We start from the raw sequence: 14,366 nt of genomic DNA on the forward strand, positions 1-14,366 counted from the left end.
CGCCTGCTTGATTCGCCGCGTGCGCTTGCGCACGCGATGTATTTCAACGCTTGTGGAGATCGCATGTCCTTCTTCTTTTCCGCGCGCCGTCACGGGCGCGCTCCCCTGTTTTCGCTGACAGGATACCTGGCCGTATTGGCAACGGCCCTGACGTTGGCGGCACCGGCCCTTGCCGCCGATGCCTTGTCCCTGGCCGAGGCGCAGCGTCTCGCCATTGAACGCTCGCGGCAGATTACCGCGCAGGATGCTGCTGTGACGGCTTCACGTGAGATGGCGGTGGCGGCCGGCCGCTTGCCCGATCCGGTGCTCAAGATCGGTGTCGACAACCTGCCAGTCAGCGGTCCCGACCGTGGAAGCTTCACTGCGGACTTCATGACGATGCGTCGTATCGGTGTGATGCAGGAAATCACACGCTCAGACAAACGCAGCTTTCGAGCCGAGCGGTATCAGCGCGAAGCGGACAAAGGGCTGGCCGAAAAAGACAAGACGATCGCCAATGTCGAACGTGCGGCGGCCATCGCCTGGCTCGATCGCTACTATGCCGAAGCAATGGCATCCGTGATTGCCTCCCAGCGCGAAGAGGCGCAACGTGAGCGCGAGGCCGCCGATGCCGCTTACCGGGCCGGCCGCGCAAGCCAGGCTGATGTACTGTCTGCCAGGGCTGCCGTCGCCCAGTTCGACGACCGTATGGACGACGCCGCGCGCCGGGTGCGCAGCGCGAAGATCTCGCTCGCGCGCTGGGTTGGCGACATCGCCGACCAGCCCCTGTCCGGCCAACCGGCGATCGACACCATCCGGCTCGACCCGGCCTCGCTCGATACCCAGCTTGCCCATCACCCCGAGATCGCCGTTCTCAACAAGCAGGTCGATGTCGCTGCGACCGAGGCGAAGCTGGCCGAGGCCAACAAGAAGTCCGACTGGACCGTGGAAGTGGGCTATGCGCAGCGCGGCCCGGGATATTCCGACATGATCTCGTTCGGCGTCTCGGTCCCGCTGCAGTGGGACCAGAAAAACAGGCAAGACCGTGAACTGGCGGCCAAGCTCGTCACGGCCGAACAGGCTCGTGCCGAACGCGACGAGATGCTGCGAGCGCATACGGCTCAAACGCGGGTCATGCTGACCGAGTGGCAGACCAATCGCGAACGCTTGGCGCGGTATTCCCGGGAACTCATCCCGCTGGCGCAAGAGCGCAGCGTGGCCACCTTGGCCGCCTACCGTGGCGGCAAGGCGATGCTTGCCGAAGTGCTGGCAGCGCGGCGTAGCGAGCTCGACGTGCGCCTCTCCGGATTGCAACTCGAAGCCGACACCGCCAGGCTGTGGGCAGAACTGAACTTCCTCTTTCCGACTTCGCACGGCGCGATGCCGGCGGCGGCCGCCATCTCCAGGAACATGAAATGACCAAGAAAAAGAACCTCATCCTCGCGTTGTCCGCGGCTGGCATCCTGATCGCCGTCGGTGGTGGCTTGTTTTGGGTCGGTATGCAGCATGGCCTGCATGCCGCCAAGCCGGCACTAACCGGCAGCGGCGCGGCCACGAGCGGCGACAAGGTCGATCCTGCGACGGGCAGAAAAGTGCTCTACTGGCACGACCCGATGGTACCCGGCCAAAAATTCGACAAGCCGGGCAAGTCGCCCTTCATGGACATGCAGCTCGTGCCGGTGTATGCCGACGAAGCCGGCGATGACGGCAAGGTTGCAATCAGTCCGCGCGTACAGCAAAACCTCGGCATCCGGACGGCCGAGGTGAAGGAAGGCAGCCTTGCCACTGCACTTGAATCGGTGGGCAGCGTGGCCTGGAACGAGCGCGATCTTTTCCTCGTGCAGGCCCGTGCCAACGGGTATGTCGAGCGCCTCCACGTACGTGCGCCGCTCGACCGTGTCCGCAAGGGCCAGGCGCTGGCCGATATCTACGTTCCCGACTGGGTGGCGGCGCAGGAGGACTATTTGGCCGCACGCCGTATGTCGGCGGATCTGGCCGACGCGGCACGCCAGCGCATGCGCCTGGCCGGCATGACCGAGGAGCAGATCCGCCAAATAGAGAAAAGTGGCAAGGTTCATCCGCGTTTGACGATCACCTCACCAGTGTCTGGCGTGGTGGCCGAGCTTGCCGTGCGCGAGGGCATGACCATCATGTCCGGTGCGCCGCTGTACCGCATCAATGGTCTGTCCACTGTCTGGGTGAATGCCGAGATTCCTGAAGCGGCAGCCGCCCAGGTACGTCCAGGCAGCACCGTCGAGGCACGCGCCGCCGCCTGGCCCGGTATGACCTTCCATGGCAAGGTCGGCGCGATCCTGCCTGAAATCGATCCGGCCACACGCACCCTGAAAGCGCGCATCGAGCTCGCCAATCCGGAGGGACGGCTGGTGCCGGGCATGTTCGCAACGGTTAGCCTGACACCGGCTGCGCGCAAAGCCGTCTTGCTTGTGCCGAGCGAGGCCGTGATCCAGACCGGCACCCGCAGCGTCGTGTTCGTTGCGAGCGAGGATGGGAGGTTCGCTCCGGTCGAGGTGCAAACGGGGAGCGAAGCCAGTGGCCAGATGGAGATCCGCAGCGGCCTGTCGTCCGGCCAGAAGGTCGTCGCGTCCGGGCAGTTCCTGGTCGACTCGGAAGCCAGTCTCAAGGGCGTGGTCGCACGCATGGGCGATGCCGGTGCCGCCAACGGCACCAAACCGGCTGCCGCCCCGGCGCATCATGGCCGCGGCCGCGTCGAGAAGATCGATTCCGACAGTATCACGCTGTCGCACGAGGCGATGCCGACGCTGCAATGGGGGCCGATGACGATGCCGTTCAAACTGCCGCCGGACGGCTTGCCGCGCAATATCGCGGTGGGTAACCAGGTCACGTTCGAAATCCGCCAGACCCCGGAGGGCGACTACCAGATCACGTCGATCACGCCGGCGGACAAGCAAGCCGGTAGCGGAGACGGCAAATGATCGCCAAGTTGATCCGCTGGTCCATCGTCAACCGTTTCCTGGTCTTGCTGGCCACTGTCGGCCTGACGGCCTGGGGCGTCTGGGCCTTGTCGAAAACGCCGCTCGACGCCATCCCGGACTTGTCGGATACGCAGGTGATCATCCGCACCACCTACCCGGGACAGGCGCCGCAGATCGTCGAAAACCAGGTCACGTATCCATTGACGACGACTATGCTGTCCGTGCCGGGAGCGAAGACGGTACGCGGCTATTCCTTTTTCGGCGACTCGTTCGTCTACATCCTGTTCGATGACGGCACTGATCCCTACTGGGCACGCTCGCGGGTGCTCGAATACCTCAACCAGGTGCAGTCGCGCCTGCCACCGCAAGCGAAACCATCGCTCGGGCCGGACGCCACCGGAGTGGGGTGGGTGTACGAATACGCACTCGTCGACAAGAGCGGCAAGCACGACCTGTCACAGTTGCGCGCCCTACAGGACTGGTTCCTCAAATACGAACTGAAGGCGGTCGCGAACGTGTCGGAAGTCGCCAGCATTGGCGGCATGGTCAAGCAGTACCAGATCCAGCTGGACCCTGACAAGATGCGTGCTTTCGGTATTTCGCACGCCAGGATCGTCGACGCCGTGCAAAAGGCCAACCAGGAGACCGGAGGCTCGGTACTGGAGCTGGGCGAAGCCGAATACATGGTGCGCGCGTCCGGCTATCTGCAATCGCTCGACGATTTTCGCAAGATTCCCCTGACAACCAGCGAGGCCGGCGTGCCGGTACGGCTTGGTGACGTCGCGCGTATTCAGATCGGTCCGGAGATGCGGCGCGGCATCGCGGAGCTGAATGGCGAAGGCGAAGTGGCGGGTGGCGTGATCGTCATGCGCTCCGGGAAGAATGCGCTCGAGACGATCGACGCGGTCAAGGCAAAGCTGGCGGTGCTCAAGTCGAGCCTGCCGCCCGGTGTCCAGATCGTGCCGACCTACGACCGCTCGGGCCTCATCACGCGCGCAGTCACCAATCTCGAACACAAGCTGATCGAGGAATTCATCGTGGTCGCACTGGTCTGCGCAATCTTCCTGTTCCACATGCGTTCGGCGCTGGTGGCGATCGTGTCACTGCCAATCGGCATCCTTGCGGCTTACCTGGTCATGTACTACCAGGGTGTGAATGCGAACATCATGTCGCTCGGCGGGATTGCAATCGCGGTCGGCGCGATGGTCGACGCAGCCGTGGTCATGATCGAAAACGCCCACAAGCATATCGAGGCGTGGAATCACGCCCATCCGGGCAAGAAGCTCGCTGGCGACGAACACTGGCGTGTGATCGGCGATGCGGCGGCCGAGGTCGGCCCGGCCTTGTTCTTCTCGCTGCTGATCATCGTACTGTCTTTCGTGCCGGTGTTCACGCTCGAAGCGCAGGAAGGCAAGCTGTTTGCGCCGCTGGCCTTCACGAAGACCTATGCCATGGCCGCCGCCGCTGGTCTGTCCGTGACGCTGATCCCGGTGTTGATGGGCTACCTGATCCGTGGCCGCATTCCGGACGAACAAAGCAATCCGCTCAACCGCGGTCTGATCTGGCTGTACCGCCCGCTGCTCGAACGCGTGTTGCGGTATCCGAAGACAGTGATCATCGTTGCGGGCCTGATCGCTGCCGCGACAGTGTGGCCATTGTCACGCCTGGGCGGCGAGTTCATGCCCCCGCTCGACGAAGGCGACCTGCTATACATGCCGTCGGCCCTGCCTGGTCTTGGCGTCGGCAAGGCGGCTGAACTCCTGCAGCAGACCGATCGCCTGATCAAGACCGTCCCTGAAGTGCAAAGTGTGTTCGGCAAGGCCGGCCGCGCGGAGTCGGCCACCGACCCGGCGCCGCTGGAGATGTTCGAGACCACGATCCAGCTCAAGCCACGCGACCAGTGGCGTGCCGGCATGACGCCTGACAGACTGGTCGAGGAGCTGGACCGCATTGTCAAGGTTCCCGGCCTGTCGAACGTCTGGGTTCCGCCCATCCGCAACCGCATCGACATGCTGGCCACCGGCATCAAGAGCCCCGTCGGCGTCAAGATCGCGGGCACGGATTTGAAGGTCATCGACCGCATCACCGGTGAGATCGAGCGTGCCGTAAAAAAAGTGCCGGGCGTGTCATCGGCGCTGGCCGAACGACTGAACGGGGGCCGTTACATCGACGTTAAGATTGACCGGGACACCGCTGCGCGCTACGGGTTGAACATCGCCGACGTGCAAAGCGTCGTGTCATCCGCGATTGGCGGAGACAACATTGGCGAGACGGTCGAGGGTCTGCAGCGTTTTCCGATCAGCGTGCGTTATCCGCGCGAGGTGCGCGATTCGGTCGAAAAACTTCGCGAGCTACCGGTCCTGACCGAACGTGGTGCCCAGATCCGGCTCGGCGATGTCGCGGCAATCCGCATCGAGGATGGACCGCCCATGCTCAAGAGCGAGAATGCGCGCCTGTCGGGCTGGGTCTACGTCGACATTCGCGGCCGCGACCTCAGCTCGGCAGTACGCGACATGCAGCAGGCCGTGGCCAGCGAGGTCAAGCTACCGCCTGGCTATTCGGTATCGTGGTCCGGGCAGTTCGAGTATCTGGAGCGCGCGACGGCGAAGCTGAAGATCGTGGTGCCGGTCACGCTGGCGATCATCTTCGTCCTGCTCTATTTCACTTTCAAGCGCTTCGACGAAGCCGCTCTCATCATGGCCACCTTGCCGTTCGCGCTGGCCGGCGGCGTGTGGTTGCTGTGGCTGCTCGGGCACCACTTGTCGGTACCGAGTGGCGTCGGCTTCATTGCGCTCGCTGGTGTGGCAGCTGAATTCGGCGTGATCATGCTGCTGTACCTGAAGCATGCCTGGGAAGCCCGCATCGAGGCCGGACGCGACAGCGAAGCCGACCTGGTCGACGCGATCCGCGAAGGCGCCGTCCTGCGCGTGCGGCCAAAGGCGATGACGGTCGCAGTCATCATCGCGGGTCTCGTGCCGATCATGATCGGCGCTGGGACGGGTTCCGAAGTCATGCAGCGGATCGCCGCACCGATGGTCGGCGGCATGGTGACAGCGCCGCTGCTGTCGATGTTCGTGGTGCCTGCGGCCTACCTGCTGCTGCGCCGCCGCCAGGCGCGGCGCATGCACGGGCTGCGCCAGGTACCTGCGGCCGAGGAGCGAACGATTCATGCGAAATAGCACGGCAGGCATGCGGTATCTGCGCCGCTGGGCCTGCAAATACACCCACCTCAACTGAAATACGAAAGGAAATATGATGAAACGTCACACCATGATTGCCACGATGTTAGCCCTTGCCGTGTCTGGATTGGGCGCCGCGCAGGCACAGCCGAGTCAAACCGGCATGAACACTAAGTCGTGCCAGGACATGATGAAAGGCATGAACATGGAAGGCATGAACATGCAAAACATGGACGCCAAGTCGTGTGAGGAAATGATGAAGGGCATGAGCGTACAGCAAGCAAACAAAGGTGCGCAGGCCACTCGCCATGAGGCTATCGGTACGGTGAAATCCGTCGACCCGGCCGCAGGAACCGTGACGCTCGCGCATGGGCCGATCAAAAGCCTGAACTGGCCGTCCATGACGATGGGCTTTGCCGTCAAAAACAAGGCCATGTTCGACAAACTTTCGGTCGGCAAGAAAGTAGACGTGGAGATCGAGCAGCAAGGCGGCAAGTACGTCATTACGGCCGTGAAGTAAGCATGTTGCCGGCGCGACGGATGAGTTGAGCGCGGTATCGTCCGTCGCGCATGGTGCCGGTGCAACATGGCGGCGCCTACGGACACTATTTACCGCTATAGATACTCGACACCCGAGTGGTTCAGGACCACTGACGACGGTACGTATGCAATGTGGGAAAAATGTAACAGAATGTGTGCAAAACTGATAATTGCCGTGCTACATTAATCACATGCGTAAGCCGTTCCGAATATTCTTCCTGTTCCTGCTTGTCGTGTCCCTGCCGATGCGGAGCATGGCCGGGGTAGCAACAGCAGAATGCGGCATGGACCATCAAGCTGCCGTTGATGGCAGCGCGGGCCACACCGCCATGCTTGTGCACGAGATGCAAGATATGGAAGCGCATGAAGCAGGGCACGAGGACATGCCCGACCATAGGCAAGCAGCCCCGCAAGACGAACAGCCCTGCGACGACTGCGAGACAGCGAGCGACGTTCATGAAGCTACCGGCTGCGGCACCTGCGCGCAATGCTGTATCGGCGCATGTGCTCCGCCTCCTATCGTTGTCCTTACCGCGGTCGAAGAAGCCGTCAGCAGCGTGCAACTATTCCACCTCTCTTGCTTTACCGGGCACATACGCGCCCGCATTGAGCGGCCACCACGGCTCGCGTGACCCTTCGCGTCCGGACTGACGCTTTCCTGTAGGCCCTGCTGAACTCCCGGCGTGTCTTCCGGTACCTGTGCTCGCGTGCACCGGCCGGGTAGCCGTGGCTTCCGTACTGGCTATTGGACCATTGGTCCCTCCATGCCCGCTCCTGCAGGCAAACACTGCCCCTGGCATCGGCGGCAACCCGTCGCCTGCCCGTATCTCGGTTTCTAAAACAATGCACCTGGAGAGAAAAATGAAATACAAGACCATTCCGGCGGCCACCGCCGCGCTTGTGCTGGCGATGTCGCACCAAGGCGTTCACGCCCAGCAGCCCGCGACTACCGGCGAACCCGCCGACGGCGGGGGAATGCAGCGTGTCCAGATCACGGGCAGCCGGATCAACCTGCGGCAGGAGCAGATTTCCGGCGTCGGACCGGTCACGGTGATCGACGCAGACGCCATCCAGCGCTCCGGCGCGATCTCGGTCGAGACGCTGCTGCAGCGCCTGCCGTCGTCGGCCGGCACCGCAGGCAACCAGTCCAGCGCCTACTGGACCAGTAACGGCTACGGCACGACCCAAGTGAACCTGCGCGGCCTGGGTATCGATCGTACGCTGGTCCTGCTCAACGGCAGGCGCGTGGTCTCGGGCGGCACCGGCGCCAACAGCTCCGTCGACCTGAACATGATCCCGGTCGCGATGATCGAGCGCGTCGAGGTGCTCAAGGACGGTGCCTCGGCGATCTATGGCGCCGACGCCGTCGCCGGCGTGGTCAACATCATCACCAAGAAGGCCTTCGACGGCGTCGAAGCCTCGGTCCGCTACGGCAGGACCGCGGAAGGGGACGGCGCCGAGAAGTCGGCCGACGTGGTCTGGGGTACGCGCAGCGAGCGTGGCTCCCTGATCGCCTCGCTGAATTACTCGGAAAGCGAGGCGGTCAACCTGGCCTCGCGCGCGCCTTGCGCACTGGTGGAAGACGACGGCGAACTGGTTTGCTCGGGCAGTTCCTCGACCATCGGGGGCCGGGCGCGGCTCGCAGACGGGAGGCGCGTCAATTTCAACCAGGACCCGAACGGTAACCCGCGCGGCTTCGAAACCTATAGCGCGGCCAAGCATGCCTACAATAGCAACCCGTTCCTGAATGCGGTCAATCCCATCAAGCGCATCGGCGTCAGCGCTTTCGGTAATGTGCACCTGAGCGAGAAGGTCGAGCTCTTCACCGAGCTGATGTTCACCAATCGACAGTCCGAGCAGCTTGCCACACCGGGCGCAATTGGTGTCTACCGCCCGATTCAGATTGCCGCGAGCCATCCGACTAATCCGACCGGCCAGGACCTGACTCTAGAGCGGCGCCGCGTCGCCGAAGTCGGGCCGCGCTACTTCTTCCAGGAGACCAACACCTTCCGCGTGCTCGCAGGCCTGAAGGGAACGATCGCAGGCAGCTGGGACTGGTCGGCATCCCTGAACTGGGGCCGCAATACCGGTGTCGACGGCATGACCAACATCATCAACCTGGACCGTGTGGATGCGACGCTGAACGCGGCGACGTGCGGGACCGGTCCGGGCGCTGCCCCTTGCGGCAACTACCTCGGCTACGGCAATCTGAGCCAGGCGGTGCTCGACTACATCCACTTCACGACGCGCGACCACGGCGGCAATGACCAGAAGAGCTTCAACGCGAGCGTCAGCGGCGAATTGTTCTCGCTGCCCGCCGGACCGGTCGGGTTCGCCTCCGGCTTCGAGTACCGCCGCGAGCAGGGTTGGCGCAATCCCGACAGCCTGATCGTGTCGGGAGCGGCCAATACCCCTGCTCAGGATCCGATCGCCGGCGAGTACAGCGCACGCGAGGTGTTCGCCGAGCTGTCGGTTCCGGTGCTGGCGAAACTGCCGTTCGTGGACGCGCTGAACCTAAACGCGGCGGCGCGCTACTCCGACTACAGCCTGTTCGGCTCGCAGGCCACCTACAAGCTCGGCCTGGACTGGCAGGTGATTCCGTCGCTCAAGCTGCGCGCCAACCGCTCGACCGCATTCCGCGTGCCGAACGTGCCGGAACTTTTCGGCGGCGTTTCCGAGGGCAACCTGACGACGACCGATCCCTGCAACAACTGGAACACGATGGACCCGAATTCGGCCGTCTACAAGAACTGCCAGGCATCGGGTTTGCCGCCGGGATTCCGCCAGTTCGGCCCGTCGATCCTGACGACCGGCGGCGGCAATCCGAACCTGAAACCTGAAGAGGCGGACACCTTTACGGTGGGCGCGGTCTGGACCCCGTCGAAATCGCTGACCCTGACGCTCGACTACTTCAATATCGAGATCGACAACGCGATCGAGACCGTACCCGGCTCGACCAAGCTGGCCGTGTGCTACAACTCCCCGGGCCTGTCGCACATCTTCTGCAGCCCATCCAGCTTTACACGCGACCCGCGTACCGGCGAAATCAACTTCCTGTCCTCGCAGCCGGCCAACGCGGCCCAGCAACGCGTCTCCGGCGTCGACTTCGGCGCCTTGTATGACTTCAAGCTGTACGGCTGGAATTCGTCGCTGTCGGCCGATGTGTCGCGCCTGAACCGGTTCGACGTCGCTCCGTTCCCGGGCGGGGAGGTGATCGAATATGCCGGCAAGATCACGGGAGGCCGCGGCAGCTACGCCAAGTGGCGTTCGACGGCGTCGCTGACGACCGGGAACGGACCGTGGTCCGGCTCGTACACGGTCCAGTACATCGGCAAGGCGGACGATATCAACGCGGCGCCTGGCGACATCGGCGCACAGGCACCAAGCGTCGTCTATCACAACGCCAGCGTGAAGTATGCCTTCAACAAGGCCGTGGCGATTTCGTTCGGTATCGACAACCTGTTCGACAAGAAGCCGCCGTACATTCAGAGCTGGACGGACGGTAACACCGACACGATGACGTATGATCTGCTCGGCCGCCGCTGGCACGTGCGCCTGGGCTACAAGTTCTGATCGGGCCCACCAGGGCTTTTAGTTCCGCCCGGCCTGCCCGCAGGCCGGGCGCTACAACTCAATGTCGACATAATTATGCAATTAGCTTTCTGGGTGCGCCGCGCCCACAAATGGATAGGACTGGTGATCGGAGTCCAGGCACTGTTGTGGATGATCAGCGGGCTCTACATGGTCGTGGTGCCGCTCGAGGTCATCCATGGCGATCACCTTGCCCATGTCCCAAGCGAGCATCTCGTGGCCTCCGCCGCGAGGATCCCGCAGGCGAAACTCCACGATATCTATCCCGGCATTACCTCGATTCGCCTGAAGGTGTTGCTGGAGAAGGAAGTGTACGAAATCAGGCAGGACAAGAAGATCAGCCTGGTCGACGCCGTCACCGGCAAGACCATCAGCCCGATCGACCGCGAGACCGTGCTTGCCCTGGCCGACGCCGCCTACGCAGGTGAAGGTAACGTGCGCGGCATCGAATGGGTCACCAAGGCGCCGTCGGAAGTCGGCGCGCGACCGGTCCCGCTGTGGGCGGTCCATTACGACGACGCGGGCAAGGACACCCTGTACTTCTCGCCGTTCTCGGGCGACCTCGTCGCACGACGCCACGAACTCTGGCGCTGGTTCGACTTCCTGTGGATGTTCCACATCATGGATTACGAGGAACGCGAGAACGTGAACAACACCCTGCTGCGGGTCGCCTCGATCACGGGCCTGGCCTTCGCGCTGTCCGGCGCATGGCTGCTTTTCTATAGTTTTCAGCGCAGGAGGCAGGCATGAGCCATTGGATGCGCAAGCTGCACAAGTGGATCGGCCTGATCATCGCGCTCCAGTTCCTGCTGTGGATGGGCAGCGGCGTTGTAATGAGTTTGCTCGATGCGAGCAAGGTGCAGGGGAAGGAATTCCGGATCAAGCCATCCGCGCCGCCAAACTGGCCACGAGACGCGCTTGACCCGTCCGCGGTGCTGGCGAAAAGCAGCGAGGGCGTTTCTTCGGTCACGTCCGGCTGGGTACTGAACCGGCCGGTCTATGTAATGCAGGGCGACAAGCGCAGCTGGCTGGTCGGCGCGGTCGATGGCCGTCCGTTCGCCATCGATGCGGCGCTCGCCGGCGCGATCGCTCGCGCGTCGTACTCGGGGAAAGGGCAGGCGCGCACCGCGCGGCTGCTCGATTACTCGCTCGAAGCGCGGGCGCACAAGGAGCCAGTGTGGCGCATCGACTTCGATGACGCCGACGAGACCACGGTGTACGTCTCCGCCCGTTCGGGCAAGGTGCTCGAACATCGCAACAGCACCTGGCGCCTGTTCGATTTCTTCTGGATGCTGCACATCATGGACTATAGCGAGCGGACCGACTTCAACAATCCGCTCCTCGTGTCCAGCGCAATCGGCGGCCTGTGGATGGCCTTGAGCGGCGTGTGGCTGCTGTTCGCAAGCGTGCGCCTGGCGGAGTTCGTCCCCGCTCGCCTGCGGCGGCGCAGCCGCATCAATCTCGCAGCATCGGCGGGTACGGAGCCCCGGTCGGTCGATGCCGCCGCCGGCGACACGGTCTTCCAGGCGCTTGCACGCTCGGGATTGCAGTTGCCTTCAAACTGCGGTGGCGGACAAAGTTGCGGCCTGTGCGAGGTCAGGTGTGTTGGCAAGGTTCCGGCACCGACAGCTGCCGACCGTGCGCTGCTGCCGTCGCACAAGCTCGACGCTGGATACCGCCTGGCATGTGGGCTGTCCGTGGGGCGCGGCATCGATATCGATGTCGGCGACCCCTCGCTGCTGGCCACTGACCAAACCGCAGTCGTCGCCGGTGTGAAGGCGCTGACACCCCTCCTGCGCGAGATCTCGTTACGGCCAGCACGTCCCCTTGCGTGCCGCCCGGGTGCTTATGTGCAGGTGCATGTCCCGGCCTATGCCCGTGATGCCAGCCATATCGATGTCCCGGATGACCATCGCGACGATTGGCACAGGGCCGGAACAAGCGGCCAGTTGGTCAATGACGCGCCACTGCGCCGCTCCTATTCGGTCGCGGTACCGGTGGAGCGGGCCGACGGCCATCTCGTTTTCCTGGTGCGCTTCATGCCGGGCGAACGGCCAGGGAGGGGCTCGAGCTACATGTACACGCTCAAGCCGGGCGACACGGTCTCCTTCAGCGGCCCGTACGGCGATTTCGCGCTCAAGCCCGGGGCACGCGAGAAGGTGTTCATCGGTGGCGGCGCAGGCATGGCTCCGCTACGCGCCATGATCCATGCGCTGTTCGCGCAAGGGGCAAGCGAACCTGTGCACTTCTGGTACGGCGCCCGCAGCCGGCGTGACGCGCCTTATGTCGACGAGATGGCGGCGTTGGCGGCACGCCATCCGAATTTCGACTGGCGGCTCGTGCTGTCGGAAGAGGGCGGTGCTGGGCCGGCAAGCTTCGTGCACGAGGCAGTGCGCGATGGCTTGCTGCGAGACCATCCGAATCTGGCGTCGCTCGAGTTCTACGTATGCGGCCCGCCGGCCATGCTGGCGGCGACGCGCCGGATGCTGCAGGAACTCGGTGTCGACGACGGCATGGTCGCCTTCGACGACTTCAAGGTCTGATGCCGCGGGACCCGCTCTGGTGGCGGCGCCCCCACGTGCCTACTTCACCTTACGTCGAGACCAGTGCACGTGGAACGGAGATGTTCCGCGATTACCGGCGATAGTTGCGAGGGTGGTTGCAGATCGCGCAGCTTTCGGTCGCTTCCTGGGGCCAGTAGACGTGGGCCGGGTCACAGAACCGTTCCGGTTCTGGCGTGTAGATCGAGCTCCGTCCGTTCGCCGACTGTTTGACCAGCGCGCCCCAGCTTGATGACTTGTCGGAGAGGTCCACGTTGGCATGGCCGACACCCTGCTGCGCCGCTACCGCGGCCGGTGGCGATTCCACCGTTGTGGTGGGGTCGAGGTGCGAGCAGATGCTGTTCAGCACGGAGAAGTCGTGCCTGTTCGGCCTCGTGCTGACGGTGCTGCCGGCCTGGATTGCACAGGGCGAGAGCACCGTTGCGGTCGGCCGCCCTGAGTCAGAACAAGAGCGGCTACCAGCTTGCATTACATCTGTTCGCCCGGGGGCGAGGTCGATGCAAGCCAGGCCGCCAGCACGACGACCGCCAGCAGCACCAGCGCTTCGATCCACAGTATGCGCCTGAATCTTGCCGGGAAACGCTCCGGCGCGGCGTTACCTGCGGACTCGCGCGCGAGCCAGGGCGGCATCACAACAAAGCGGTTAAAGCCGCCCAGCATCGCCGCTGCCCCGACGAGCAGCAGCTTGGCCATGAGCGTGCTGCCGTAAGGATTACCGACCAGGTTGCCGAACCCGCCCAGGCTGCGCCAGGCGGCGTAGATACCGGTCACGAAGATGCCAGTCAGGGCAACCGTCGCTGAGCTGGACAGGGACGCTACATAACCGGCCCGGGCACGCCTGTCGGCTGCGCTCATACTGTCGGATGTCCTCAACATGACGCCACCGGACAGGATCACTTCCCCGACCCAGAGGCTGATCAGACCGAGGTGGACCCAGTCCATCAACAGGCGCACGCTGAAGTCGCCGTCACTTGCCGCATGGCTGATCGTTCCCCGTGTGTACCAGAACACGCCCAGCCCAAGCAGAGTCAGCAGTGCCGGCCGCGCGCTTCGCTCACCGCCGAGGAGCGCGCCGGCGGTGGCCGCTGCCAGTCCGGCGATCCCGATCGAGGCCGCGTATCCGAGGTGGGTGGAGGTCAGCATCGACCAGGTGGCGTCCGCCGCTTCGGCGACCGGCACTTCGGCCATCGCCGCCGATTCGAGCCACAGCCACACGACGCTAACGACCAGTGCAACGACGGCGCTGGCGACGGCAACCATGCGAAGCGGTTGGCGGCGTACTTCAGCCCAGCCCGATGCATCGCCGGCAAGCCACAAACGGGACGCGGTCGCTCCCGTAAGCACGGCGACGGCCAGGTTCAGCAGGGCAGTGACAAGATGCTGGGCGGTTTCCAGGCCCGGCCCCATCACTTGACCTTGAACGTAACGTCGCCCTTCGCCTTATGGCCGTCGTGGGTCATCGTCGACCACTGGATGTGGTACTCGCCGGTGGATAGCGCCGGCAGCGGAGCAGTCATGACGGTGGGGTCCGCCTTGTCGACGGTCGTGGCGGCGACCGGGAT

The 14,366-nt window shown here is 63.9% G+C and carries 11 protein-coding genes; 8 read left to right on the top strand and 3 right to left on the bottom strand.

The window, feature by feature from the left end; genetic code table 11:
* The first annotated feature begins 63 nt into the window (after positions 1-63).
* The 8 genes from RT688_RS18180 to RT688_RS18215 all read left to right on the top strand — a co-directional run bounded on the left by RT688_RS18180 (position 64) and on the right by RT688_RS18215 (position 12,786).
* Positions 64-1,398, top strand: coding sequence for a TolC family protein (locus RT688_RS18180; RefSeq protein ID WP_313706256.1), 1,335 nt, complete (start codon positions 64-66; stop codon positions 1,396-1,398).
* Entirely contained in the window at positions 1,395-2,933 is a 1,539-nt protein-coding gene (locus tag RT688_RS18185) for an efflux RND transporter periplasmic adaptor subunit (protein WP_313706257.1), read from the top strand. Before RT688_RS18180 ends, RT688_RS18185 begins: the two co-directional genes overlap by 4 nt.
* Entirely contained in the window at positions 2,930-6,112 is a 3,183-nt protein-coding gene (locus RT688_RS18190; protein WP_313706258.1) for an efflux RND transporter permease subunit, read from the top strand. The genes RT688_RS18185 and RT688_RS18190 overlap by 4 nt, the downstream gene beginning before the upstream one ends.
* 76 nt (positions 6,113-6,188) lie before the next feature.
* The gene (locus RT688_RS18195) at positions 6,189-6,632 is read left to right on the top strand and encodes a copper-binding protein (protein WP_290423406.1); all 444 of its coding nucleotides are present in this window, start codon (positions 6,189-6,191) and stop codon (positions 6,630-6,632) included.
* 211 nt (positions 6,633-6,843) lie between these two features.
* Complete coding sequence (locus RT688_RS18200; protein ID WP_313706259.1) at positions 6,844-7,284, top strand: hypothetical protein; 441 nt, start codon at positions 6,844-6,846, stop codon at positions 7,282-7,284.
* Positions 7,285-7,513: 229 nt separating this feature from the next.
* The gene (locus RT688_RS18205; protein ID WP_313706260.1) at positions 7,514-10,225 is read left to right on the top strand and encodes a TonB-dependent receptor; all 2,712 of its coding nucleotides are present in this window, start codon (positions 7,514-7,516) and stop codon (positions 10,223-10,225) included.
* Between the two features lie 75 nt (positions 10,226-10,300).
* Positions 10,301-10,993 carry a PepSY domain-containing protein gene (locus tag RT688_RS18210; RefSeq protein ID WP_313706261.1) on the top strand — a complete coding sequence of 231 codons (693 nt, stop codon included), beginning with the start codon at positions 10,301-10,303 and terminating at the stop codon, positions 10,991-10,993.
* Complete coding sequence (locus tag RT688_RS18215; protein WP_313706262.1) at positions 10,990-12,786, top strand: 2Fe-2S iron-sulfur cluster binding domain-containing protein; 1,797 nt, start codon at positions 10,990-10,992, stop codon at positions 12,784-12,786. Before RT688_RS18210 ends, RT688_RS18215 begins: the two co-directional genes overlap by 4 nt.
* Before the next feature lie 91 nt (positions 12,787-12,877).
* On the opposite strand, the gene RT688_RS18220 is transcribed toward RT688_RS18215, so the two are convergent.
* The 3 genes from RT688_RS18220 to RT688_RS23865 form a co-directional block, all read right to left on the bottom strand.
* Positions 12,878-13,153: a hypothetical protein gene (locus RT688_RS18220; protein WP_313706263.1), complete on the bottom strand. Its 276-nt coding sequence runs from the start codon at positions 13,151-13,153 to the stop codon at positions 12,878-12,880.
* Between the two features lie 119 nt (positions 13,154-13,272).
* Positions 13,273-14,211: a CopD family protein gene (locus tag RT688_RS18225; RefSeq protein ID WP_313706264.1), complete on the bottom strand. Its 939-nt coding sequence runs from the start codon at positions 14,209-14,211 to the stop codon at positions 13,273-13,275.
* A complete protein-coding gene (locus tag RT688_RS23865) occupies positions 14,211-14,366 on the bottom strand; it encodes a copper resistance protein CopC (RefSeq protein WP_409521942.1) in 156 nt (51 codons plus the stop codon). The genes RT688_RS18225 and RT688_RS23865 overlap by 1 nt, the downstream gene beginning before the upstream one ends.

The organism is Massilia sp., from assembly GCF_032106685.1.
Classification (GTDB): Bacteria; Pseudomonadota; Gammaproteobacteria; order Burkholderiales; family Burkholderiaceae_D; genus Telluria.